This is a genomic window from Ruegeria sp. S84, from assembly GCF_056583445.1.
Window position 1 is genome coordinate 1,624,247 of the sequence record NZ_CM152618.1, and the last position, 23,108, is coordinate 1,647,354.

At 58.1% G+C, this 23,108-nt stretch carries 22 protein-coding genes; 13 read left to right on the top strand and 9 right to left on the bottom strand.

Features of this window, described 5'->3' with window-relative positions; translation table 11 throughout:
- Positions 1–62: 62 nt before the first annotated feature.
- On the top strand, positions 63–1,448 hold the full coding sequence (locus tag AC1DFB_RS08180; RefSeq protein ID WP_170403049.1) for a dipeptidase: 1,386 nt from the start codon (positions 63–65) through the stop codon (positions 1,446–1,448).
- Between the two features lie 134 nt (positions 1,449–1,582).
- On the opposite strand, the gene lpdA is transcribed toward AC1DFB_RS08180, so the two are convergent.
- On the bottom strand, positions 1,583–2,977 hold the full coding sequence (lpdA, locus tag AC1DFB_RS08185; protein WP_170663673.1) for a dihydrolipoyl dehydrogenase: 1,395 nt from the start codon (positions 2,975–2,977) through the stop codon (positions 1,583–1,585).
- Positions 2,978–3,189: 212 nt separating this feature from the next.
- On the opposite strand from lpdA, the gene AC1DFB_RS08190 reads away from it, so the two are divergent.
- Positions 3,190–3,624 (top strand): hypothetical protein, encoded by a 435-nt coding sequence (locus tag AC1DFB_RS08190; RefSeq protein ID WP_480922489.1) that lies wholly within the window; start codon positions 3,190–3,192, stop codon positions 3,622–3,624.
- On the opposite strand, the gene AC1DFB_RS08195 is transcribed toward AC1DFB_RS08190, so the two are convergent.
- The 4 genes from AC1DFB_RS08195 to AC1DFB_RS08210 form a co-directional block, all read right to left on the bottom strand.
- The gene (locus AC1DFB_RS08195) at positions 3,621–4,199 is read right to left on the bottom strand and encodes a DUF924 family protein (RefSeq protein ID WP_170396541.1); all 579 of its coding nucleotides are present in this window, start codon (positions 4,197–4,199) and stop codon (positions 3,621–3,623) included. The genes AC1DFB_RS08190 and AC1DFB_RS08195 overlap by 4 nt on opposite strands.
- Positions 4,200–4,306: 107 nt before the next feature.
- A complete protein-coding gene (locus AC1DFB_RS08200; RefSeq protein ID WP_170422201.1) occupies positions 4,307–5,578 on the bottom strand; it encodes an MFS transporter in 1,272 nt (423 codons plus the stop codon).
- A 106-nt stretch (positions 5,579–5,684) separates the two neighbouring features.
- Positions 5,685–6,731 (bottom strand): tRNA preQ1(34) S-adenosylmethionine ribosyltransferase-isomerase QueA, encoded by a 1,047-nt coding sequence (gene queA / locus AC1DFB_RS08205; RefSeq protein WP_170513053.1) that lies wholly within the window; start codon positions 6,729–6,731, stop codon positions 5,685–5,687.
- Positions 6,732–6,775: 44 nt separating this feature from the next.
- Positions 6,776–10,159, bottom strand: coding sequence for a YhdP family protein (locus AC1DFB_RS08210; RefSeq protein WP_480922490.1), 3,384 nt, complete (start codon positions 10,157–10,159; stop codon positions 6,776–6,778).
- Between the two features lie 68 nt (positions 10,160–10,227).
- Between AC1DFB_RS08210 and AC1DFB_RS08215 the strand changes: the two genes are divergently transcribed.
- From AC1DFB_RS08215 to AC1DFB_RS08230, 4 genes are all read left to right on the top strand, one after another.
- Positions 10,228–10,689, top strand: coding sequence for a peroxiredoxin (locus AC1DFB_RS08215; RefSeq protein WP_480922491.1), 462 nt, complete (start codon positions 10,228–10,230; stop codon positions 10,687–10,689).
- 85 nt (positions 10,690–10,774) lie between these two features.
- The gene (locus AC1DFB_RS08220) at positions 10,775–11,593 is read left to right on the top strand and encodes a ferritin-like domain-containing protein (RefSeq protein ID WP_480753776.1); all 819 of its coding nucleotides are present in this window, start codon (positions 10,775–10,777) and stop codon (positions 11,591–11,593) included.
- Between the two features lie 178 nt (positions 11,594–11,771).
- Complete coding sequence (locus tag AC1DFB_RS08225) at positions 11,772–13,097, top strand: DUF5930 domain-containing protein (RefSeq protein ID WP_170422207.1); 1,326 nt, start codon at positions 11,772–11,774, stop codon at positions 13,095–13,097.
- Positions 13,087–13,587: a bactofilin family protein gene (locus AC1DFB_RS08230; RefSeq protein ID WP_170396528.1), complete on the top strand. Its 501-nt coding sequence runs from the start codon at positions 13,087–13,089 to the stop codon at positions 13,585–13,587. Before AC1DFB_RS08225 ends, AC1DFB_RS08230 begins: the two co-directional genes overlap by 11 nt.
- A 116-nt stretch (positions 13,588–13,703) precedes the next feature.
- Here the strand turns inward: AC1DFB_RS08230 and AC1DFB_RS08235 are convergent, their stop codons facing one another.
- Positions 13,704–14,303: a hypothetical protein gene (locus AC1DFB_RS08235; RefSeq protein ID WP_480922492.1), complete on the bottom strand. Its 600-nt coding sequence runs from the start codon at positions 14,301–14,303 to the stop codon at positions 13,704–13,706.
- A gap of 235 nt (positions 14,304–14,538) precedes the next feature.
- On the opposite strand from AC1DFB_RS08235, the gene aqpZ reads away from it, so the two are divergent.
- Entirely contained in the window at positions 14,539–15,228 is a 690-nt protein-coding gene (gene aqpZ, locus AC1DFB_RS08240) for an aquaporin Z (RefSeq protein WP_480922493.1), read from the top strand.
- 51 nt (positions 15,229–15,279) lie between these two features.
- Here aqpZ and AC1DFB_RS08245 read toward each other — a convergent pair whose 3' ends face one another.
- Positions 15,280–15,828 carry a peptidylprolyl isomerase gene (locus AC1DFB_RS08245; protein WP_170422208.1) on the bottom strand — a complete coding sequence of 183 codons (549 nt, stop codon included), beginning with the start codon at positions 15,826–15,828 and terminating at the stop codon, positions 15,280–15,282.
- On the bottom strand, positions 15,821–16,327 hold the full coding sequence (locus AC1DFB_RS08250; RefSeq protein ID WP_170396522.1) for a peptidylprolyl isomerase: 507 nt from the start codon (positions 16,325–16,327) through the stop codon (positions 15,821–15,823). Before AC1DFB_RS08250 ends, AC1DFB_RS08245 begins: the two co-directional genes overlap by 8 nt.
- Before the next feature lie 135 nt (positions 16,328–16,462).
- Between AC1DFB_RS08250 and AC1DFB_RS08255 the strand changes: the two genes are divergently transcribed.
- The 6 genes from AC1DFB_RS08255 (at position 16,463) to AC1DFB_RS08280 (ending at position 22,192) form a co-directional block, all read left to right on the top strand.
- Entirely contained in the window at positions 16,463–17,653 is a 1,191-nt protein-coding gene (locus AC1DFB_RS08255) for a phosphoglycerate kinase (protein ID WP_480922494.1), read from the top strand.
- A 130-nt stretch (positions 17,654–17,783) separates the two neighbouring features.
- Entirely contained in the window at positions 17,784–18,083 is a 300-nt protein-coding gene (locus tag AC1DFB_RS08260) for a septum formation initiator family protein (RefSeq protein WP_170403077.1), read from the top strand.
- Positions 18,084–18,253: 170 nt separating this feature from the next.
- A complete protein-coding gene (gene pdhA, locus AC1DFB_RS08265) occupies positions 18,254–19,243 on the top strand; it encodes a pyruvate dehydrogenase (acetyl-transferring) E1 component subunit alpha (protein WP_170693615.1) in 990 nt (329 codons plus the stop codon).
- A gap of 15 nt (positions 19,244–19,258) precedes the next feature.
- Positions 19,259–20,629 carry a pyruvate dehydrogenase complex E1 component subunit beta gene (locus AC1DFB_RS08270; RefSeq protein ID WP_480922495.1) on the top strand — a complete coding sequence of 457 codons (1,371 nt, stop codon included), beginning with the start codon at positions 19,259–19,261 and terminating at the stop codon, positions 20,627–20,629.
- Complete coding sequence (locus tag AC1DFB_RS08275; protein WP_170403080.1) at positions 20,629–20,889, top strand: hypothetical protein; 261 nt, start codon at positions 20,629–20,631, stop codon at positions 20,887–20,889. Before AC1DFB_RS08270 ends, AC1DFB_RS08275 begins: the two co-directional genes overlap by 1 nt.
- Before the next feature lies 1 nt (position 20,890).
- Complete coding sequence (locus AC1DFB_RS08280; RefSeq protein WP_170565952.1) at positions 20,891–22,192, top strand: pyruvate dehydrogenase complex dihydrolipoamide acetyltransferase; 1,302 nt, start codon at positions 20,891–20,893, stop codon at positions 22,190–22,192.
- A 71-nt stretch (positions 22,193–22,263) separates the two neighbouring features.
- Here AC1DFB_RS08280 and cysE read toward each other — a convergent pair whose 3' ends face one another.
- Positions 22,264–23,073, bottom strand: a complete 810-nt coding sequence (cysE, locus tag AC1DFB_RS08285; protein ID WP_170396508.1) for a serine O-acetyltransferase — start codon at positions 23,071–23,073, stop codon at positions 22,264–22,266.
- Positions 23,074–23,108 lie beyond the last annotated feature (35 nt).

The window sequence follows — 23,108 nt, forward strand, 5'->3', positions numbered from 1 at the left end:
TGGACGGTACCGCCCATGCTGATAGGCTCTGTCCAATTTCAAGACCTTCCCAGGAGACCCCTATGTCGCTTGACGCTGTACTGAGCCGGATCGACGCCGATCTGACCACCTCCATCGACCGCCTGATGGAGTTTCTGCGCATTCCCTCCATCTCGACTGACCCGGCCTTCAAGGACCAAGTCGACCAGGCTGCCGATTGGCTGGTGGCGGATCTGAAAAGTATCGGTATTGCAGCCGAAAAGCGCGAAACTCCGGGACATCCCATGGTCGTTGGCCATGTCGGTGAGGACAGCGGTGGGCCGCATGTTCTGTTCTATGGGCACTATGATGTGCAACCTGTCGATCCGCTGGAGCTGTGGACACGCGATCCTTTCGATCCGGCTTTGGAAGACACTCCACACGGACAGGTGATACGCGGGCGCGGCGCTTCTGACGACAAAGGCCAACTGATGACCTTCGTCGAGGCCTGCCGCGCCTGGAAAGCAGTGCATGGCACCCTGCCCTGCCGCATCACGTTTTTCTTCGAAGGTGAGGAAGAATCCGGGTCGCCCTCACTCGTGCCATTTCTCAAAGCAAACAAATCCGAGCTTCAGGCCGATCTCGCGCTGGTCTGTGATACTTCGATGGTGTCGCGGGGGGTGCCTTCGATAGCGTCGCAATTGCGCGGCATGCTCAAGGATGAATTCACAATCATCGGTCCCCGCATCGACCTGCATTCGGGCCACTATGGCGGGCCGGGTCTGAACCCGCTGCGAGAACTGTCGCGCATCGTCGCATCCTTCTATGATGAAGAAACCGGCCGCGTCGCAGTCGAAGGTTTTTACGAAGGCGTACACGAAGTCCCGGCCGAGCAGTTGCGCCAATGGGAGAATTGCGGGTTCGATGAAGCGGAATACCTGAATTCGGTTGGCTATACCGAGCCGCACGGTGAAACAGGCTATTCCACGCTGGAACAACAATGGGCGCGACCCACGCTCGAAGTGAATGGCCTTTGGGGAGGTTACAACGGCGCGGGCTCCAAAACCGTTATCCCGTCCGAGGCACATTGCAAGATCACCTGCCGCCTGGTCGGCGACATGGACCCGGACGCGCTCCGCAAAAGGATCCGCAAACATGTCGAAGAGCGCCTGTCTACGGATGCTAAAGTGGTCTGGGACAGTGATCTCGAAGGCTCGCCTGCTTCGGTGATGAACCTTAGCCGCCCAGAATTCGAAGCGGCCCGCGGAGCACTTTCGGACGAGTGGAATCGCGAGGCCGTTTTCACCGGGATGGGCGGATCAATCCCGGTGGTTGGATATTTCAATACAGTGTTGGGGCTGGATTCGATGCTGGTTGGGTATGCCAATGACGATGATGCCATCCACTCGCCGAACGAGAAATACGACGTCAAAAGCTTCCACAAAGGCATCCGCTCGTGGGCCCGTATATTGGAAGCAATAAATAAATGACGATACTTTGCGAGGCTCTGCCTCGCGCTCCGAGGTATTTTCGGCCAGATGAAGTACGGATCCCCTGCTTCATCTGGCTATAAATATCTCGGGGAGTCGCGGCTTGCCGCGGCGGGGGACAGAGCCCCCTGTCCTTACATGTGGATCACGCGTCCATAGGCATCCAGCACGCTTTCATGCATCATTTCAGACAGCGTCGGATGCGGGAAGACGGTATTCATCAGGTCTTCTTCAGTGGTTTCCAACTGGCGACCGACCACATAGCCCTGAATAAGCTCTGTGACTTCGGCACCGATCATGTGTGCACCTAGCAGTTCCCCAGTCTTGGCATCGAAGACGGTCTTGATCAGTCCCTCGGGCTCACCAAGCGCGATGGCCTTGCCGTTGCCGATGAACGGGAAGCGTCCGACCTTGATCTCATAGCCCAGCTCTTTGGCCTTGGCTTCGCTATACCCAACCGAAGCGACCTGAGGCTGGCAATAGGTGCAGCCCGCGATGCTTTCAGGCTTCACCGGATGTGCGTGTTTGCCCGCGATCAGCTCAGCTACCATCACGCCTTCGTGGCTGGCTTTGTGTGCCAGCCAGGGCGCCCCGGCGATATCACCTATAGCGTAAAGCCCGTCTACCCCAGTGCGGCAGTATTCATCGGTGACCACGTGCGTGCGGTCGATCTTCACACCCAAGGCTTCAAGCCCGAGGTTTTCCACATTGCCGACGATGCCCACGGCCGAGATCACCGTGTCAAAATCGTGTTTCTCAACCTTGCCTTTCACCTCGATATGCGCAGTCACCTTGCCCTTGGCGCGGTCCAATTGTTTAACCATCGCCTTTTCCATGATGGTCATGCCCTGCTTGGTGAAAGCCTTCTTGGCAAATGCACTGATCTCGGCATCTTCTACAGGCAGCACTCGATCCATCACCTCGACCACGGTCGTGTCCGCGCCCAAAGTGTTATAGAAGCTGGCGAATTCGATCCCGATCGCACCCGAGCCGATGACCAGCAGTTTCTTGGGCATCCGCGGCGGTTGCAGCGCGTGTTTGTACGTCCAGACCAGATCGCCATCCGCTTCAAGGCCCGGCAGTTCGCGCGCCCGGGCACCGGTGGCCAGAACGATATTCTTCGCGGTTAGGTCTTCCGTGCCTTTGTCTGTTTTGACGCTGACCTTGCCCTTGGCGGGGATCGATGCCTCACCCATGACAACAGCGACTTTGTTCTTTTTCAGCAGATGACCTATACCGCCGGACAACTGCGCGGCAACACCGCGCGAGCGCTTCACAACCGCATCCAGATCGTAGCCGACCTTGTCTGCTTTCAAGCCAAAATCCTTGGCTCGCTCCATCAGGTGGAACACTTCCGATGACCGCAGTAGTGCCTTTGTCGGGATACAGCCCCAGTTCAGGCAGATACCACCCAGATGCTCGCGCTCGACAACAGCTGTCTTCAGGCCCAGTTGCGCCGCGCGAATAGCGGCCACATAGCCACCGGGGCCAGCCCCGATTACGATCAGATCATAAGATTGTGCAGCCATGTTTCCCTCTCGGCACAGGTCAGTTCAAAAACTAGTTTACCGTTAAACTATTTTTTACAACGCATCAACATCAGAGCCCGCGACATATGTGACGCGGGGTCAAATCAGGTATTTGGAGCTGAATTCAGCCTATACCCACGTTACCGCAAAGGCTAGAACTGACGAATATGCACTACCAGTTTTTGACCTTCCCGATTTTCGAAAGGCGTATCATGGCTAAAACGCTCAAAGATTTACTGCTCGCTCTTTTGAACGCGACATTGATATTGTTGGCTTTATGCCTGTTTCTGGGGTGGAAACTTGCGCAGTCTGTCGATCAGATCCGGGTCGGGTTTGCTGAGAACCTGCAGGTCGTGGCGCCGCTACGAGATCAGGCGCAGGGAATTCGTGGGGAACTGGCCGCGTTGCGCAGCGATCTTGCTACCCTTAGCAGTCAGGGCACGCAACTCGATGCGGTTACGCGCCAACAGTTGAATGCGGCATTGCGACGTTTGGGTGATCTGGAGGGGAAGCTGGAAGACACTCAGGCCCGATTGGCGGGCCTGGTCGAAAAACCAGAAGACTTGATCGACTATGCCATCACGACATCCGCCGACACTGTTACCGACCTCCTTCTGATCCTAAAAGGCTGTGAGCCCGCGACCTAGGTCGCGGCCTGCAACTCGCGCACAGTCGAACCATATCCGCCATTACTGACATATGCGGCTTCGTGTTCAGTGGTCGCGCGTTCCAGCGCATCGTTTCGATACGGGAAACGACCGAACTTGCGGATCACCTCACGATGAGCGCGCGCATGAAGCAGATTGCTCTCGCCGCCTTCCGGCATCCGTTCGATCATAAGGCGCACACAGCGCTCCTGATCGCACAGATTTTCCGAATGCATCATCGGCAAATAAAAGAACTGCCGCGCCGGTTCGTCGATCTTAAGATCCCAGCCTTTGTCGACCGCGCATTTCGCTGCAGCCAGTGCCGCGCGATCCGATGCAAAGGCCTGTTTGCTACCTCGGAACATGTTGCGAGGCAACTGATCCATAAGAATAATATAGGCCAGCGAACCGCTGGGATAGGTCAGCCAAAGCGAGAATTTACCCTCACACGCGGCTTCCCATGTTGAAAGAAATTTATCCCGGATCCGCGCATCCAGCGCTTCATCCTGCAGGTACCACCCCTCGGGGCCAACCTCATCTAACCAAAAACTCAATACTTCTTCAGGACCTACCATTGCCCTAGACTCCGTAATTGCCCTCCCCAGGACGTAACGTCATTAAAATCACTTTTACAGATTTGTGACAGTAACATATTGCAACACAAAAGTCACATTTCCGGCGCTCAGGCGGGTTCTTGCGTATCCTGCTCGTCCTGGGCTGCTTCAATGGCGACCTCTTGCGCAACTTCCAGGGCAACGGGCGAAGATGTCGGGTAGATCGGGGCAATCGATCCGGTTTCATCCACGGGTTTGTAAACGCGCTGGGTCATACGATAGGCCGCATAGGCGGCCATGATGAACATCAGCGCCGCGATGAACAGGAAAAAGCCTTGTGGGCCGAGCACGCCAGCCCCCATTAGCCAACCGGTGATAATTGGACCTGCGATTGCGCCCAAGCCGTTAATAAAAACCAGACCGCCCGAAGCCGCCGACATATCGTCATACTCCAAGTAGTCATTGGTATACGCGATCAACAGAGAATAGAGCGGGCTTGTCATGCCGCCGATGATAAAGGCAGCTACGAGAAGCATGGTGAAAGTGACGCCCAGTATCATGCCTATCACGGCGCCTACCCCACCAACAGCGGCCACCAGCATGATCAGCAGACGGCGGTCCATTCTGTCGGACATCCAGCCCAACGGATATTGCAGGACTACGGCGCCGATGTAAAACACCGCTACGAAGGTCGAAATCTCGACCAGACTCAATCCAACCTGAGCGCCATAAACGGCGCTCATCCCGAATTGCGCTGAAAATATCCCGCCAAGCAAGAACATGCCGACGCAGCCCAGCGGCGATGTTTCCATCAGCTGGCGCAATGTCATCGGTTTGGTGGTATCGAACGCCGGGGTCGGAGAAATGGACAGCAGAATAGGCGCAAATGAGATCGAAACCAGTATAGAAGCGATGACAAAGGTCTCATATCCTGCCGGGTCGCCGACCAGCAATAAGGCCTGGGCGCTCACCACACCTGTCATCTGCACCATCATATAAAGCGACAGCGCCTGCCCTCGGTTCTCGTTGTTTGCGGCATTGTTCAGCCAGCTTTCCGCGGTCACATACACGCCCGAAAAACAGAACCCGATAATCACGCGGCCAATCGACCATGCAATTGGATCGGTCAGCATCGGATACATGATCATGACAGCCGAGATGAACGAGGCCAGCGCCGCAAACACGCGCACGTGCCCGACGCGGCGGATCATTTCAGGTGCCAGACGCGAGCCGCCAAGGAACCCAAGGAAATAGGCCGACATCACAAAGGACATCTCTAAGGTCGAGAATCCCTCGATTTCTCCACGCACCCCCAGCAACGTGCCCTGCAGGCCATTGCCGACCATCAGCAACCCCATTCCCAGAAGAAGCGCCCAAGCGCTGGAAAGAACCTGAAGCATTCTGCCTATCCAAAATTGCCGGTGTGTTTTGTCCGCTTTGCCGTCAATGACGAAGCACGTCGCGCTTGTCTACGACATTGTAAGGGCGCAGATGGCCAAGATACGACTATGGTATCAGCAGAGACGCGTCGCCGTATGAGAAAAAGCGATACTCTTCTGCGATAGCGTGGTCATAGACCGACTTGACCCGATCCTGCCCAATCAACGCCGAAACAAGCATCAGCAATGTGGATTTCGGCAGGTGGAAATTGGTCATCAGCGCATCAGTGACGTGAAATTCAAAACCTGGGTATATGAAGATATCGGTCTCGCCTTCCCACGGCGCGATCCGCCCGCTGCGTGCCGCGCTTTCGATCAGTCGAAGGGCGGTTGTGCCCACCGGGATAACGCGCCCGCCCGCTTCTTTGGTTGCCGCAATCTCGGCAGCGGCCTGCGCGCTGACCCGTCCCCATTCGGCGTGCATCTTGTGGGTGGTCACGTCTTCCACTTTGACCGGCAGAAATGTGCCTGCCCCCACATGCAGCGTGACATGCGTGAACTCGACACCGCGCTCCGATAGCGCCTGCAAAAGCGCATCATCAAAATGCAAGGACGCGGTTGGGGCCGCTACGGCTCCGGAATTTCGCGCCCACACAGTTTGGTAGTCGGTCTTGTCCTGTTCATCCGCTGCACGTTTCGCTGCGATGTAGGGAGGCAACGGCATCGCGCCGGCCTGCTCCAACGCTTGATCGAAATCCTCTCCGGTCAGGTTGAAGCGCAGATAGGCTTGGCCATCGGCAACTCGGTCCAGGGTTGCGCTCAGATCGTCTGAGAACACGATCTCTTCGCCCGGTTTGATCTTCTTAAGCGGCTTGATCAGCGCGGCCCAACAACCATCAGATTGCGGGTCCAGCAACGTCGCCTCAATCGCGGCAGATACCGGCCCTTGCGCGCTGTCACGGTGGCGGCGACCGCTGAGGCGAGCGGGAATGACGCGGGTGTCGTTCAGCACCAGACGGTCCCCGGGCTGCAATATGTCCGGCAGATCGAACACGTGCCGGTCCTGAACAGCATCACCCTGCGCAAGCAGCAGTCGCGCGGACGAGCGCGGGCTGGCGGGACGCGTGGCAATCAGGTGTTCGGGCAGGTGGAAGTCAAAGTCGCTAAGTTTCATGGCCGCGCCATACATCGGCCCGACAGATTCGGCCACAGCTCAGATCAGCGATCCTCACCCCGTGTCTGGAAGGCGGGATTGGGTTCGCCGGATCGGTCCGGTGTGGCATTCGGGCCATCCGAGACCGTTGGCGCAGGCTCGCGCAACAGGTTGCGCAGGAACAGGGGCGCGAGTCCCGACAGCGGATTGACCGAAACCTGCGGGTCGGACAGCGGTCCGGACAGCGTGTAGTTGAAGGCAAAGATGCCTTCCCCCTTTTTGGTCAGAACGCTGCCAATAGCATTGACCAGATAGATCGGTGAAATCGCGCCGCGCAGGTTCAGCATCCCGGCTACAGTGTCGACCGTACCATCAAAGGACAGCCCCATTGATGGACCTACGGCACTACCGCTCAGCACCTTCACCTCGGTCGGAGTGATACGCATTTTGCTGTCGATGGCTGCGAAGAAAATACCTTGCCCCGCCATTTCATCCAGCAACCCCACTAGACTGATCGCGTTCAATATCGCTGCCATGGCCGGGGCGTCCGTGATCCGCGTATTTTTGATTTTCAGGTCGACGTCATAATTTCCAGGCTCTGCGATCGGATCCAGTTGCAATTGCATTGTTCCACCGCGTGCCTGCGTCAGAACCCCCGCTGATCTCAGAACCGCCCCTGCATCGTCCGAGGTTAGACCAACCGCAGATCGGGACGCGCGCGGGGTGACCTGACCGCGGATCGCTGCACCGCCATTGACTTGCGACGCAAAGCTGCCGGTCAATCCGCCAGTGGTTTGAAACGAGCCAGTCAACCCGGTCAACGCAACGGATTCAGTGACTTGTAGTCGGTCCAGCTTCACATCCAGCTTTGGCCCGGGCCCGGCAGCACCACCGCTGCTACCTCCCTCACCGATGGTGGATTTTCCCAGATCAAGCACGCCGCCCAACACACGGATATCTGGCAGCGCGGCACCACGCCCAATCAATTCCGCCGGAACTGCAAGCCAGTCGCCCAGTTCGAACGTGCTGAACCGTACCCTTTCGAACCCGCCATCCCGGAACGAGATCGCTGCAGTTGTCCGCAGACCAGCAGCGTTGATCCGAAGGGAATCGACACTTAGCTGAGCGCCCAGCGTGGCCTCGGCAGTCAGAGAGCCGCCAGTGCTGGCTGATTTGCGCCATCCAAGCTCAGGGATCGCCAGCGCGACACCAACCAGATCGGATTGTGCGGACAAGCGCGGGGGCTCACCCGCACCAAGACTCAGGCTGAAATCGGCGATCCCCTCTCCGGTCAACATGCCGCGCGGCAGTCCGGCATTGATTTGTTCCATCAAACGCGGGGAGAGTTCGATTTGACCTGTCAGTTCGCTTTGCCGCGGGGTTTCGCCTCCGATCGGCTGCCGCCAAAGCGCTTCAACCGGTACGACGCCAAACAGCCCCTCGCCCTGGATGGCCACTTGCGTCTGGTCGCCGCTCAGGTCCAATCGGTCTGCGCTGACTTCAAATCCGGGTACCAGCTTGCTGCTGTCCAAATTCGACAACTCGCCAATGAAATGGAACCTGGTATCTTCCAGCTTCAGGCCCTTGATCAGCGGCAAGGAAAGCGTTCCACTCAGACTGACCTGACCGTTGGCCAGATCCACCGGCAGATTGGCCTTGGTCAGCAGTTGCAGCGGCGGCCGGTCCAGCAATGACATGGCTGCGGTTACACTGCCGCTGGCCTTAATCCGCGCAATGGCCGGGGTGGTTTTTTTGATGCCGGTATCGGGGATGATGAACGAGGTGCCCGAGGCATCAACGGTACCTCCTTCATCCGCGATCACAATCCCCTTTTGCGCCGAGACGGTAAAGCGCCGGTTGAGCAGGCTGGCCTGCCCCTGCGCGTCTTGGATAGTTGGCAACGTCTTGGCGAACCGAATCTCGGTCTCGTCGAATTCGAAATCCGCATAGATGTCCGGCTTTTCGCCGGGCCGTAGACGCAGGGCGAAATCCAGATCGGACATTTCTCCGTGATAGAGGTTATCGGTGACCCAAAGGCGCGGTTTCGGTGCAAGTCGTTCGGGCCAGTAGTTCAACAGCTGATCAGAGCTCATCCGATCAATCTGTGCATCAATGGCTGCGACCCAGCCGTCGGTCAAACCAGCCAGAGACCCGCTGAGCCGTGCGCGATGTGCACCGTCTTCAACCGTCATTTGCCCCAGCTGTATACGGAACGGCGCAAGTTTCATCTGGAAATCAACATCGGCCCGCGTCAGATTCAGTGCTTCGGGGAACAGATTGGCCGGGTTGATCTCAATCCCGCTGAGGCGGAACTGCCCCGACATACTGTCCAACCCGCCAGCTTTGACCCCATGTAGAAAGGCCTTGCCATCTGCCTGCACCGTACCCCAGGCAGACTGGATCGAGACTTCATTGAAATCCAGCGCCTGTTGTTTCGGGTCGTAGGTAAAATACGTCCGCGCCGCGTCGAATTTGATCGGTGTTGTTTCAGGCGTGGGCTGCACGGCACCTGCACCCAGATTTAACGTGGCAAAGACCGGCCCCAGCGCGCCCTCAGTATCAATGCCACCCCTCAAAGCACCCGAGATCGGTGTGCGAAGTACCTGCATCCATGCCAGCGCCGGGCTGTGGCCTGCGATATCCTCGGCGGGAAGATCGGTGATCGAGATGCCGAACTGCGCAGCGGGACTGCCCAGCAAACTGGTATAGTTGGCCTCGATCGTGCTGACATAATCGCGACCGGCCAGCACCGAGAAACTGGTGGCCAGACGAATCTCACCCGCGCTGCGGTTGGCCTGAATACGCCCGCCGTCCAGCACCCAGGACCGGCCCAACCGCAGGTCCTGATAGTCCAGCGTAATTGCATCCAGTTCGACCGAGGTCAGGGCTGACAAAATAGGTGCCTGGAACACCTCGTCCGATGATTCAATCAGCTGCGCCAGGTTCCGGGCCTGACCGACCGGCGCACTTCCGGCACCGACGGTCAGCGACAGCGCTCCATCGACACCCCGTGTCAGTGCAATCTGCGCGCCTTGCAATATGATCCGCTTCGGGCGCACATGCCCGCGCAACAGCGGGCGCATCGACAGGCTGGCCCGCAGGTCGGACACTTCGGCAATCTGCCGTCCGTCCGCATCGCTGATACGAACATCAGTCAGTCGCAGTCGCGGACGCCAGCCTTCATGAATGATGAAACTGACATCGCCGAACCGAACTTTGACGCCACCCAATGTCTGATCAAGGCGCGCCTCGACCCGGTCGCGCAACCAATCCGGCGCGTGCATGCGCTGGCCGACAACCATAAAGCCGGTGACCAGTGCCAGAAATCCAAGGATGAAGACACCGCGCAATGTCCACAGGCCTGCGGTCCGACGCCGCGACCGACGGCGGGGTTTCTTATCCGCCTTCGTGTCATCCTGCTGTTCTTGCTGGACCAATTTGCGTCTCACGCCTTTCAACCTGTCAACGGAGCCCTATGATATGCGGCAACCGTTAATTTCTCAGCCGGAGTTTGAATATGCCCGAAGTCTCAGACATCGCACCCGACTTTACACTGCCTCGCGACGGCGGCGGCGAGGTGACCCTGTCGGAACAGCGTGGCCGCGCGGTCGTTCTGTTTTTCTATCCCCGCGATGATACGCCGGGCTGCACCAAGGAATCCATCGGTTTCTCGGAACAACTACAAGCCTTTGCGGATGCGGGTGCTAACGTTTTCGGCATCTCGCGCGATACCGTGGCGAAGCATGACAAATTTGTCGCCAAGCACGGCCTGACGACGCCGCTTTTGTCCGATGAGGGTCAGAGCGTGTGCGAAGATTATGGCGTCTGGGTCGAAAAGAACATGTACGGACGCAAATCCATGGGCATCGAACGCTCGACCTTTCTGATTGATGCGGATGGAAAAATCGTCCGCGTCTGGCGCAAGGTGAAAGTGCCGGGTCATGTGGACGAAGTGCTGGAGGCCGCACGCGCGCTCTAGCCCTCTCGACCCGCGCGGGCATCAAGGGTATGACCCGCGCGGAGTGCAGCGTAAGGGGGCAAGCGTGTCAAAAACACTGACCGAAATGGCGACCGAGGTTTTGACCACATCAGTCGGTCGCGAGAAAACCGCCCTGTCCAAACGATACGCCGCTGCCTGGTTCGCAGCCCGGCAGGGCGACGCGCCCAAGATCGAAGTGGGCACCGCAAAGCCACCGCTATACCCTGCGCGACCTGAAAAGCCCGAACTGTTGTCGCCTCGTGATGTACCGCGCCGAAGGGCGGGGTCAGAGGCCGGCCGCATCGCATTGTTGCACGCTGTCGCGCATATAGAGTTGAACGCCGTTGATCTACACTGGGACATCATCGCCCGGTTCGGGGATGTGCCGATGCCCATCGGCTTCTATGACGATTGGGTGAAATGCGCCGAAGAAGAATCGCGCCATTTTGAGATGGTCTGCGACTGCCTCGAACAGATGGGCAGCCACTATGGCGCCCTGCCCGCCCATGCAGGCATGTGGCGCGCCGCCGAGGACACCGCACAGGATCTTATGGGTCGTCTTGCCGTCGTCCCAATGGTGCTTGAGGCACGTGGGTTGGACGTGACCCCCGGAATGATCGACATTTTCCGCAAGGCCAAGGCTGACGACGCAGTCGCTGCACTGGAAGTGATTTATGCCGAGGAAGTTGGTCACGTCGCCTATGGCTCGAAATGGTTCCACTTCTTGTGCGGGCGCGAGAATGCCGACCCCAAGGATGTATTCCACGCCCTCGTCCGCCGCTACTTCCACGGCGCGCTGAAACCACCATTTAACGAAGAGAAACGGGCCGAGGCCGGACTGCCGCCAGATTTCTATTGGCCCCTGACCGAAGACCTGCCACCACCCGGAGTTGTGTCGGACTGACAGCAAATGCTCGCTATCGGCAAGTTCTCGCCGATCACGTGCGGTAATTCTCCGTTCATAGCTCTTGATTGGTTAACAAACTTGCCCGAATGCCTCGACCGCTTTATGCAATCGCGTCAAGGAGCGGCTACTCACTCACGACCGGCTCCGAGATATGGGGACAATTGAGGTAGGACGCGTGCGGACACGTCTGGCAATTAAACTACACTCACTGCTCGAGCGGCACTTTCCAGAGCGCCGTGTTTTTCTGAAATCTGACAACGACACACGGTTCATCCGACTGAGTTCTGAAACTCAGATCGCTGCAGTCGCCGGTGTGTCGGTGATGGTCGCCTGGACCGCGATTGCCACGTCAGTTCTGTTGATGGACAGCATCGGATCGGGCAATTTCCGGGAACAGGCCAAGCGCGATCAGGCTACGTATCAAGAACGTCTGAACATCTTGTCGGAAGAGCGCGATGCGCGTGCGGCCGAAGCGCTGGCTGCACATGACAGGTTCAACGCAGCTCTGGAACAGATTTCGGTCATGCAGTCCGAATTGCTGGAATCCGAGAACCGCCGGCGCGAGCTGGAGACCGGCATCGAGGTGATCCAAACCACGCTGCGTGCCACTATGAAGCAGCGCGAAGACGCGCGGACCAAACTGGCCGAACTGCAACCCAGCAATGATGCGGACGCGGCTTATGCGATGGCATCGGCAAACCCGGAACAGATGGCATTTATGACCGATGCCCTGGCCCGGACCGCGGCGCAGCGCGACCAGATCGCTGCCGATGCGCAAGGCGCGTTGGACCAGCGTGACGAGCTCGAGCTTGAAATCCGCCTGATGCAGGAGCGCAGCGACGAGATTTTCCGCCAGTTGGAAGAGGCGATGCTGATCTCAGTCGAACCTCTCGACAAGATGTTCCGCAGCGCGGGCATGCCAACAGATCGTATCCTCGACGAAGTTCGGCGCGGATATAGCGGTATGGGCGGTCCGCTGACCCCTTTATCCTTCAGCACCCGCGGTGAGGAACTGAGCCCCGACCAGATCCGCGCCAATATCCTGCTGGAACAGATGGACCAGCTGAACCTCTATCGCATCGCTGCAGAAAAGGCCCCCTTCGCCAGCCCGGTGCGCGCCGCTGTCCGTTATACCAGTGGCTACGGAACCCGCCGCGACCCCAAAACCGGCGGCCGGCGCATGCATAACGGGTCGGATTTCGCCGGTCCTCGCGGGACCGATATCTTTGCGACCGCCGATGGCGTTGTCACCCATGCGGGCTGGCAATCCGGTTTCGGAAAGCTGGTGAAAATCAAACACGCCTTCGGGATTGAGACACTTTACGCTCATAACAGCAATCTTCGCGTTAAGGTTGGCCAAAGGGTCTCGCGCGGGGACCATATTGCTGATATGGGTACCACCGGACGATCGACCGGCACGCATCTGCACTATGAGGTGCGCGTGAACGGAAAACCCATGAACCCAATGACTTACATCAAGGCTGCGAGAAATGTTTTCTAAGAGCAAAATCAACGAACCCGGGTCGAAAGAGACTGAGGCAGCAAAACCGGCCGCTCCGGCCACTCCGGCAACACCTGCACCGGCTGAAACAAAGGCCAGCACACCTCCCAAGCCCAAGCCACCGGCATCGGTGCTATCCTCGGATCTGCACATCACCGGTAACATCAAGACCTCGGGCGATATCCAGGTTGAGGGCACTGTCGAAGGCGACATCCGCGCCCATCTGCTGACCATCGGCGAGACTGCCACCATCAAGGGCGAAGTCACTGCAGATGACGTAGTGGTCAACGGCCGTATCGTGGGCCGCGTCCGCGGCCTGAAGGTCCGCCTGACCTCGACCGCCCGCGTCGAAGGCGACATCATCCACAAGACCATCGCCATCGAAAGCGGTGCGCATTTCGAAGGGTCTGTCCAGCGTCAGGACGACCCGCTGAACCCGGGCCGCAGCGGCAAATCCGGCGCCAACCCGGCGGCGGAAGTTAAGCAGTAGGCCTCTGTCGAGAAGACAAATTGACAGCGCCGCAGGATCACCTGCGGCGTTTTCTGTTTTGAGGTTGTACATATAAGTCTGGTAGTGCCTCCAATGCGGACAAAGCAGACCTTAACCTACTCCCGTTCAACGCATTCCGCGGGCGCGTTTGATGCCCATGCAAACAAAGTAATCGTGTAGCCTTGGTCAGGATCAACATAACTCATAGGGGATTGAGTTATTTCAACAGCAATGACTCGAGCTGTATCATCAATTGTTATTGCCCGAGAGAACAGCACTTCGGTTACTGAGTCGTCAGCTTTTAGAACGCCGACGCAACTTGGGCTCGGGGACAACTGAATACTACTACGGTTTTCTTCAATCCATAGGTTAAATGCAGCGCCAACTGAATATGGGTCTTCTAACCACTTCGGCTGATACTTCGATAGGTTAACCCCTTCAAAGTCTGAGATGTCGCTACGATACATCTCAAAAAGGCTGCAAAAAGTAAATTCACCTCTTTCTTTCATCTCGACTTTAGAGCGGGAAGCATTCGCACCGCCGGAGATGGATTTCCCAAAGTAAGGACTTGCACCCGACAAGGCTAATGATCCGCAAGTAGGAAGGAACTCGTCGGAAAAGGGGTCGTGTTCCCATTTGTTTTCGCCAATTACCGCTGTGCCTGAAAAAGCTATCAGAGCGGTAAACAAGCTAAACGCTGCGGTGCGAGATAGCATTAAACATGCTCCTAGGTTCTAACCAACACCTGACCTACTCGATATGACCCGCCACTTAAAGGTCGGTTTGGGCTCGGACCAGACGTTCTCAATCATCGGGACACGAGACTAAGCCTACTCCAAAGCGACAACTTCATTCAGACGCGCGTTGGCCAAAAATTCCCCTCAATCCACAGTTTCACAAAAAGCGTTTTTTGAATTAACCTTAAAGTCATTGATTTCTGGAGGGCTTTTCATGTCATCAAAACTCATGGCCGAATTCTTCGGTACATTCTGGCTGGTACTGGGTGGCTGCGGCAGCGCGGTGCTGGCTGCAGGTGTGGCCGATGTGGGTATCGGCTGGCTGGGCGTTTCGTTCGCTTTCGGCCTGACGGTGCTGACCATGGCTTATGCGGTCGGTCATATATCGGGCGGGCACTTTAACCCGGCGGTCAGTCTTGGGCTGATGATCGGAGGGCGGTTCGATGCCAAAGATCTGATCCCCTACTGGATCGCGCAGGTGATCGGAGCGATCGCCGCAGCAGCCGTGCTCTATCTGATCGTCAGCGGAGCACCGGGCTTTGAAGGCGTCGGGGGGTTTGCTTCAAACGGGTATGGCGAGGCATCACCCGAAGGCTATTCGATGATGTCGGCGTTGGTGATCGAAATCGTCATGACAGCTTTCTTCATCGTGATCATTCTCGGCGCGACGTCCAGCGGCGCGCCTGCCGGGTTCGCCCCGATAGCGATTGGATTGGGGCTGACGCTGATCCACCTGATCTCGATTCCGGTGACCAACACCTCGGTGAACCCTGCCCGGTCAACCGGCGTGGCGTTGTTTGCCGATGGTCCGGCACTGGCGCAGCTGTGGCTCTTCTGGGCGGCACCTTTGATCGGCGGTGCGATTGGCGCACTGATCTGGCGGGCGATGTCGGACGACGATTGACCCGGCCGCATCAAGAACCCCCGGCCCGCAGAAGCGCGCCGGGGTTTTCTTTTATTCGGTCACAGTGACCTTTTTCATCGCATCCGGTTGTCCGATCACTGCGCCATTAGGGCCATCGCCCCGCTTGATCGCATCGACCACGTCCATCCCGTCTGTCACCTGACCGACAACCGTGTACTGACCATTCAGGAAAGGGCCGGGCTCGAACATAATGAAGAATTGCGAGTTCGCGCTGTTTGGGTCCTGCGCCCGCGCCATACCCACGACGCCCCGGTCATAATTGAAATCCGAGAACTCGGCAGGCAGATCAGGGCGATCCGATCCACCCGTACCCGCACGACGCATGTCGCCACCAACACGGCCAAACTCAACATCGCCGGTCTGCGCCATAAAGCCGTCGATCACACGGTGAAACACAACCCCATCGTACTGACCAGCAGCGGCCAGAGCGGTGATCTGCTCCACATGCTTGGGTGCAATATCCTCGAACAGATCAACGGTGACGGTGCCATTGGCGCCCTCGCCCTCGATCTCAATCTCAAGCCCGGTTGCCAGCGCAGGGCTGGCCAGCAAGGCAAAAACTGCAGCCAGCTTATGCATCAGCAGCCACCTTAACGCTGATCATGCGGTCGGGGCTCGCTGGCGGCTCACCACGCACAATCGCGTCCACATGCTCCATCCCGTCGATGACGCGGCCATAAACGGTATACTGGCCGTTCAGGAAATGGTTGTCCTTGAAGTTGATGAAGAACTGCGAGTTTGCCGAATCCGGGTTGGCCGAGCGTGCCGCACCCAACGTGCCGCGATCATGGGGCAGTTTCGAAAACTCGGCAGGTACGTTCGGCAGCGACGATCCACCGGTGCCCGCCATACGAATGTTGAACCCGTCTTCCATGTCGCCATGCTGCACGTCGCCGGTTTGCGCCATGAACCCGTCGATCACGCGGTGAAATGCGACGTTGTCATATTCGCCACCACGCGCCAGCTCTTTCATGCGGGCCGAGTGCTGAGGGGCCACATCAGGCAGCAATTCGATGACGACATTGCCGTCTTTCAGCTCAATGATGATCGTGTTTTCGGGGTCTTTGATCTCGGCCATCTGGCCCTCCTGTCTTTGAAACTTGCGCAAATACCTATGACGCGGGCGCGCGAATTCCAAGTGACGCATTGACCTGAACGCAAAATGCAGGAAAAGAACCGCTGAAACTGGATGCAATGGGCAAGGATGAGCGCGATGGGCTGGAAATCTCTGGACGATATGGATCTTGGCGGTAAGCGGGTTCTGGTACGCGTGGATATCAACGTACCGGTCGCGGATGGCGTGGTGACCGACGACACCCGCATTCAACGGATCGTGCCAACCGTGCGCGATATCCTCGCCGCAGGCGGTAAACCCATCTTGCTGGCCCATTTCGGACGCCCCGGTGGTCAGCATGTACCCGAGCTGTCATTGAAGCAGCTTGTGCCAGCACTTGAATCCGCTTTCGGGGTTCCCGTGCGCTTTGCAGATGATTGCGTAGGCTATGAGGCTGAAACCGCAGCCTCCGCCCTGACGGAAGGTGAGGTTCTGCTGCTGGAAAACACCCGCTTCCATGCCGAGGAGACCAAGAACAGCGTCCCACTTGCCCAAGGCATGGCAAAGCTGGGCGACATCTATTGCAACGATGCCTTCTCGGCCGCGCACCGCGCCCACAGCTCGACTGAGGCGCTGGCCCGTCTGCTGCCCGCCTGTGCCGGACGCCTGATGCAGCAGGAACTGAGCGCGCTTGAAGCCGCCCTGGGCGCACCCAAGCGGCCTGTCACAGCGGTTGTCGGGGGCGCCAAAGTGTCGACCAAGCTGGACCTGCTGGGCAACCTGATCGAGAAGGTTGACTATCTGGTCATCGGTGGCGGGATGGCGAATACATTCCTACTGGCGCAGGGGATCGATGTCGGCAAATCACTGGCCGAGCACGCCATGACCGATACCGCCGCCGAAATCCTCGGCAAGGCCGAAGCCGCTGGCTGCACGATCGTCCTGCCGCGCGACATCGTCGTGGCCGAAGTGTTCGAGGCCAACGCGCCGCATCAGGTGCTGCCCGCTGATCAGTGCCCTTCTGACTCGATGATCCTAGACGCCGGTCCCGAAAGCGTATCAGCCGTGTCCGAAGTGCTGGAAAAAAGCCAGACCCTGATTTGGAACGGCCCACTGGGGGCGTTTGAGCTGACCCCGTTCGATGCCGCAACCAATGCGGCGGCGCTGAAGGCCGCAGCACTAACCCGCGATGGCAAGCTGACCTCGGTCGCGGGCGGGGGCGACACAGTGGCCGCACTGAACGCCTCGGGCGCGGCAACGGATTTCTCATATATCTCTACTGCTGGTGGTGCCTTCCTTGAATGGATGGAAGGCAAGACCTTGCCGGGTGTGGCCGCGCTGGACCCGTAAGCGCTCAAACCTCAGGTCTCAGCTTTTTCTACTCAGGGGATTCACAAGCCGAATCACCTGTGACATAGTGCGTCGAGACATCCAAAAAGGGTGCGTTTCTGAGGCAGTATTTCACACGGCGGTTAACACAGTGTCCCGTTCCAATCGGCCCGGTTTAGGGGCTTTCATTTTCTTCTCAATCGCCTTCATGCTGGGGGTGTATTTCACCTTTGCCGCCGTTCAAGGGGATTACGGTCTGTTTCGCCGAGTCGAGATTGCCGCCGAACGCGATGTTTTGTCTCGCGATCTGGCGCAGCTGAACGCCGAGATCGAGCGGATGGAGAACCTGACCCGCCGACTGTCAGACACCTATCTGGATCTCGATCTGCTGGATCAACAGGCCCGCTCAGTGCTCGGCATGATCCGCGCGGATGAGATCGTCATCCGCTGACGAAATTTTTGACTAAGAATCTCTACCTTAACGCCCGGAAGATAAGCTGTGGCAGGCCGCAACTCGCGTATCCTGCCCTCGCGTAACATTAGTACTCGCCAGAACGTGTGAAATGCTCTATGAGATAGTTTAACGCTAAACTATCTTGCCGAAAGGGGGAGATCGCCACTATGGCTGCGCGAAAAACCACAAAGAAACCAAATGTTTCTGCGGAAGAACTGACCACATATTACCGCGAGATGCTGCTGATCCGCCGATTCGAGGAAAAGGCAGGTCAACTCTACGGCATGGGTCTGATCGGGGGTTTCTGCCACCTCTACATCGGTCAGGAAGCGGTTGTTGTCGGCCTTGAGGCCGCGGCCAAAGAAGGCGACAAGCGCATCACGTCCTATCGCGATCACGGCCACATGCTGGCCTGTGGAATGGACCCGGGCGGCGTAATGGCCGAATTGACCGGTCGCGAAGGCGGGCTGTCCAAAGGCAAAGGCGGCTCGATGCACATGTTCTCGAAAGAGAAGCATTTCTATGGCGGCCATGGCATCGTTGGCGCACAGGTTCCGCTGGGTGCGGGATTGGCGTTTGCTGACAAGTATAAAGAGAACGGCGGCGTCACCTTCACGTATTTCGGTGATGGCGCGGCCAACCAGGGTCAGGTCTATGAAACCTTCAACATGGCGGCCCTGTGGGAACTGCCGGTGGTTTTCGTGATCGAAAACAACCAGTATGCCATGGGCACCGCGCAGGCACGCTCGACCTCTTCGGCCGATATTTACCACCGCGGCCAAGCCTTCGGAATACCGGGCGAAATGGTGAACGGCATGGACGTTCTGGCCGTCAAAGCCGCAGGTGAAAAAGCGGTCGCCCACTGCCGTGCGGGCAAAGGTCCCTACATCCTCGAGGTGAAAACCTACCGCTATCGTGGCCACTCGATGTCTGACCCAGCCAAGTACCGTACACGCGAAGAGGTTCAGAAGGTCCGCGAACAAAGCGATCCGATCGAACACGTGCGCGAACTGCTGCTGACCGGCAAACACGCGACCGAGGATGACCTGAAGGCGATCGACAAAGAGATCAAAGAGGTCGTCAATCAGGCCGCCGAATTCTCGAAAGAAAGCCCCGAGCCGTCGCTGGACGAGCTCTGGACTGATATCTACGCCTGAGAGGACGAATAAGACATGGCAACCGAAATTCTCATGCCCGCCCTTTCGCCCACGATGGAAGAGGGCACATTGGCCAAGTGGCTGGTCAAGGAAGGCGACACCGTATCCTCGGGCGATATCATGGCCGAGATCGAAACCGACAAAGCCACGATGGAGTTTGAAGCCGTCGATGAAGGCATCGTCGGTAAGATCCTGATCGGCGAGGGTACCGAAGGGGTCAAGGTCAACACCCCCATCGCAATCTTGGTTGAGGAAGGCGAAGACGCCTCCGCTCTGCCCGCGGCTGCGCCCGCATCCGCAGCGGTGGCCGAAGCCGCCCCTGCGGCGGTTGAGGCCCCCGCTCCTTCTGCCGCTCCCGCTGCTCCGATAGTGGATCTTTCGCCTGACTGGCCCGCGGATGCTGAAATGGCGCAACAAACCGTCCGCGAATCCTTGCGTGATGCAATGGCAGAAGAAATGCGTGGCGACGAAGACGTCTATCTGATGGGCGAAGAGGTCGCTGAATATCAGGGCGCATACAAAATTTCTCAAGGCCTGTTGGATGAATTCGGCGCCAAGCGTGTGATCGACACGCCGATCACCGAGCATGGATTCACTGGTATCGCCGTAGGCTCAGCCTTTGGCGGGTTGAAACCGATTGTCGAATTCATGACCTTCAACTTCGCGATGCAGGCGATTGACCAGATCATCAACTCTGCCGCCAAAACGCTTTATATGTCTGGCGGTCAGATGGGCTGTCCGATCGTATTCCGTGGCCCTAACGGTGCCGCTGCCCGCGTGGCCGCGCAACACTCGCAGGACTACGCCGCATGGTACATGCAGGTGCCAGGTCTCAAAGTGGTGATGCCCTATTCCGCAGCCGATGCCAAAGGTTTGCTGAAATCGGCCATCCGCGACCCGAACCCCGTGGTCTTCCTGGAAAACGAAATCCTCTACGGCCGGTCCTTCGACGTGCCGCAAGTGGATGACCTGACCATCCCGCTGGGCAAGGCCCGCATCTGGCGCGAAGGCTCGGATGTGACCATCGTCAGCTTCGGCATCGGCATGCAATATGCGCTGGAAGCCGCCGACAAGCTGGCCGAAGACGGCATTAGCGCCGAGGTGATCGACCTGCGCACTATCCGTCCGATGGATACTGGCGCGATCATCAACTCGGTGATGAAAACCAACCGTCTTGTGACCGTCGAAGAAGGCTGGCCGCAAGGTTCCGTTGGTAGCTACATCAGCTCGGTCGTCATGCAGGAAGCGTTCGATTATCTCGACGCCCCGGTCATCACCCTCACCGGCAAAGATGTTCCGATGCCATATGCGGCGAACCTCGAAAAGCTGGCGCTGATCACCACTGATGAGGTGATCGCTGCGGTGAAACAGGTGACCTACCGGTAATGGAGATCAGGGGCCGCGATCCAGCAACCGAATGCTACCGTGTCGAGATTGACATCGACAACCGCATCGTGCGGGCGCTTGTACCCGAGCGACTGGCGGCGGATATGCGGTTGATCGGCGCGCGCCCCTCACACCAGACCGCCTATGTCTGGATGGCGGAGAACAAAGACAAAATCGAGGCTGCGATTGCGACACTCGCACGCGGCACTGGGCGCCCCAAGGCGCCCTTTGACCAAATTACTCTGATTGAGGAGCGCTGAAATGCCCACCGAAATCCTGATGCCAGCCCTGTCCCCGACGATGGAGGAAGGCACACTTGCAAAATGGCTCGTCAAGGAAGGCGACACCGTCTCCTCGGGCGATCTGCTGGCCGAAATTGAAACCGACAAGGCAACAATGGAGTTCGAGGCCGTTGACGAAGGCACCGTCGGCAAGATCCTTATTCCTGAGGGAACCGAAGGCGTTAAAGTCAACACCGCCATCGCAGTCCTGCTGGAAGATGGGGAAAGCGCTGATGATATCGGTGCAACGCCAACCGCTGCTCCCGCGGCTGCGCCAGCTGCCGCAGCGGGCAACGAGGCTGCCGCGCCGGCGGCACCCGAGGCGCCCGCCCCTGCCCCAGCGGCACCGGCCAAAGCGGATGGCGGTCGTATCTTCGCATCCCCCCTTGCTCGTCGGATTGCCGCGCAAAAGGGTCTAGATCTGGCTCAAATCGCAGGTTCTGGCCCGCATGGCCGTATCGTCAAAGCCGATGTGGAAAGCGCCACAGCCGCACCTGCAGCGGCACCTGCGCCTGCTGCTGCAGCCGCCCCAACCGCCGCCGCTCCCGCAGGTCCATCGGCTGACGCCGTGGCCAAGATGTACGAAGGCCGCGAATACGAAGAGATCAAACTCGATGGCATGCGCAAGACCATCGCCGCGCGTCTGTCTGAGGCCAAACAGACCATCCCGCATTTCTACCTGCGCCGGGATATCAAGCTGGATGCGCTGCTGAAATTCCGCAGCCAGCTGAACAAGCAACTCGAAGGCCGGGGTGTGAAACTCAGCGTCAACGACTTTATCATCAAGGCCGTCGCCAACGCGCTGCAGCAGGTGCCCGAGTGCAATGCCGTCTGGGCGGGTGACCGGGTTCTGCAACTGAAACCTTCGGATGTGGCTGTTGCCGTCGCCATCGAGGGCGGTCTGTTCACTCCGGTCCTGCAAGATGCCGACACCAAATCGCTGTCGGCGCTGTCGACCGAGATGAAAGACCTCGCCGGACGCGCCCGCGAGCGCAAGCTGGCCCCGCACGAGTACCAAGGCGGTACTTTCGCGGTCTCGAACCTCGGCATGTTCGGCATCGACAATTTCGATGCCATCGTGAACCCGCCGCATGCAGGTATCCTCGCAGTTGGTACCGGCCTCAAGAAACCCATAGTGGGCGATGACGGAGAACTGACGGTCGCAACCGTCATGTCCGTCACCATGTCGGTCGATCACCGGGTCATCGACGGCGCGCTTGGCGCTCAGCTGCTGCAAGCCATCGTCGACAACCTGGAAAATCCGATGGTCATGTTGGCCTAAGCCCAGAAGATCATGCACAAAAAAGGCCGCCTCGAACCCCGAGGCGGCCTTTTTCGTCTATTCACTCCGAATTACTGGTCTTTCCCCAGCATATGATCCATCGAGATTGACGGCTGATCGCACCCGGCCTCGCCCACGATCTTGGCGGGAATGCCAGCGACCGTCGTGCACGGTGGCACTTCCTGCAGCACCACTGATCCGGCGGCGATACGGCTGCAATGGCCAACCTCGATATTGCCCAGAACCTTAGCACCCGCGCCGATCAGAACGCCGTCACCAATGGTTGGATGGCGCTGTTCTTCTTCCTTGCCGGTTCCGCCCAGCGTCACCGAATGCAGCATCGAAACATTGTCCCCAACCACAGCGGTTTCACCGATCACGATAGAATGGGCATGGTCGATCATGATGCCTTTACCGATGCGGGCAGCTGGATGGATATCAATGCCGAATATCTCGGAAGATCGCATCTGGAAGAAATACGCCAGATCATGGCGCCCCTTGTTCCAAAGCCAGTGGGCCACGCGATAAGCCTGCATCGCCTGATACCCTTTGAAATAAAGGATCGGTTGCAGCAGGCGGTGGCAGGCCGGATCGCGTTCATAAACAGCCATCAGGTCCGCGCGCGCGGCTTCAATCAACGCTTTGTCGTCAGCATAGGCCTCATCCACGATCTCACGCAGTACCATCATAGACATCTCATTCGAGCATAGCTTGGCCGAGATGCGATACGACAATGCCCTCTCAAGACTGCGGTGATGCAAGATACAGGCATGCACCAACCCACCCATCAGCGGCTCTTTCTCGACGGCTGCATGGGCTTCCGAGGTGATGCGGTCCCAAACCGGGTCCACAGGTGTCACTTGGCTGCGCGTTTCGAACATGGCTTTTCATCCTTTGCTGCGCTTAGAATAGCCAT

Coding starts and splice junctions, on each gene's coding strand:
- AC1DFB_RS08180 (WP_170403049.1), top strand. CDS start 63: ATGTCGCTTGACGCTGTACTGAGCCGGATCGACGCCGATCTGACCACC.
- lpdA (WP_170663673.1), bottom strand. CDS start 2,977: ATGGCTGCACAATCTTATGATCTGATCGTAATCGGGGCTGGCCCCGGT.
- AC1DFB_RS08190 (WP_480922489.1), top strand. CDS start 3,190: ATGGCTAAAACGCTCAAAGATTTACTGCTCGCTCTTTTGAACGCGACA.
- AC1DFB_RS08195 (WP_170396541.1), bottom strand. CDS start 4,199: ATGGTAGGTCCTGAAGAAGTATTGAGTTTTTGGTTAGATGAGGTTGGC.
- AC1DFB_RS08200 (WP_170422201.1), bottom strand. CDS start 5,578: ATGCTTCAGGTTCTTTCCAGCGCTTGGGCGCTTCTTCTGGGAATGGGG.
- queA (WP_170513053.1), bottom strand. CDS start 6,731: ATGAAACTTAGCGACTTTGACTTCCACCTGCCCGAACACCTGATTGCC.
- AC1DFB_RS08215 (WP_480922491.1), top strand. CDS start 10,228: ATGCCCGAAGTCTCAGACATCGCACCCGACTTTACACTGCCTCGCGAC.
- AC1DFB_RS08220 (WP_480753776.1), top strand. CDS start 10,775: ATGGCGACCGAGGTTTTGACCACATCAGTCGGTCGCGAGAAAACCGCC.
- AC1DFB_RS08230 (WP_170396528.1), top strand. CDS start 13,087: ATGTTTTCTAAGAGCAAAATCAACGAACCCGGGTCGAAAGAGACTGAG.
- AC1DFB_RS08235 (WP_480922492.1), bottom strand. CDS start 14,303: ATGCTATCTCGCACCGCAGCGTTTAGCTTGTTTACCGCTCTGATAGCT.
- aqpZ (WP_480922493.1), top strand. CDS start 14,539: ATGTCATCAAAACTCATGGCCGAATTCTTCGGTACATTCTGGCTGGTA.
- AC1DFB_RS08245 (WP_170422208.1), bottom strand. CDS start 15,828: ATGCATAAGCTGGCTGCAGTTTTTGCCTTGCTGGCCAGCCCTGCGCTG.
- AC1DFB_RS08250 (WP_170396522.1), bottom strand. CDS start 16,327: ATGGCCGAGATCAAAGACCCCGAAAACACGATCATCATTGAGCTGAAA.
- AC1DFB_RS08255 (WP_480922494.1), top strand. CDS start 16,463: ATGGGCTGGAAATCTCTGGACGATATGGATCTTGGCGGTAAGCGGGTT.
- pdhA (WP_170693615.1), top strand. CDS start 18,254: ATGGCTGCGCGAAAAACCACAAAGAAACCAAATGTTTCTGCGGAAGAA.
- AC1DFB_RS08270 (WP_480922495.1), top strand. CDS start 19,259: ATGGCAACCGAAATTCTCATGCCCGCCCTTTCGCCCACGATGGAAGAG.
- AC1DFB_RS08275 (WP_170403080.1), top strand. CDS start 20,629: ATGGAGATCAGGGGCCGCGATCCAGCAACCGAATGCTACCGTGTCGAG.
- AC1DFB_RS08280 (WP_170565952.1), top strand. CDS start 20,891: ATGCCCACCGAAATCCTGATGCCAGCCCTGTCCCCGACGATGGAGGAA.
- cysE (WP_170396508.1), bottom strand. CDS start 23,073: ATGTTCGAAACGCGCAGCCAAGTGACACCTGTGGACCCGGTTTGGGAC.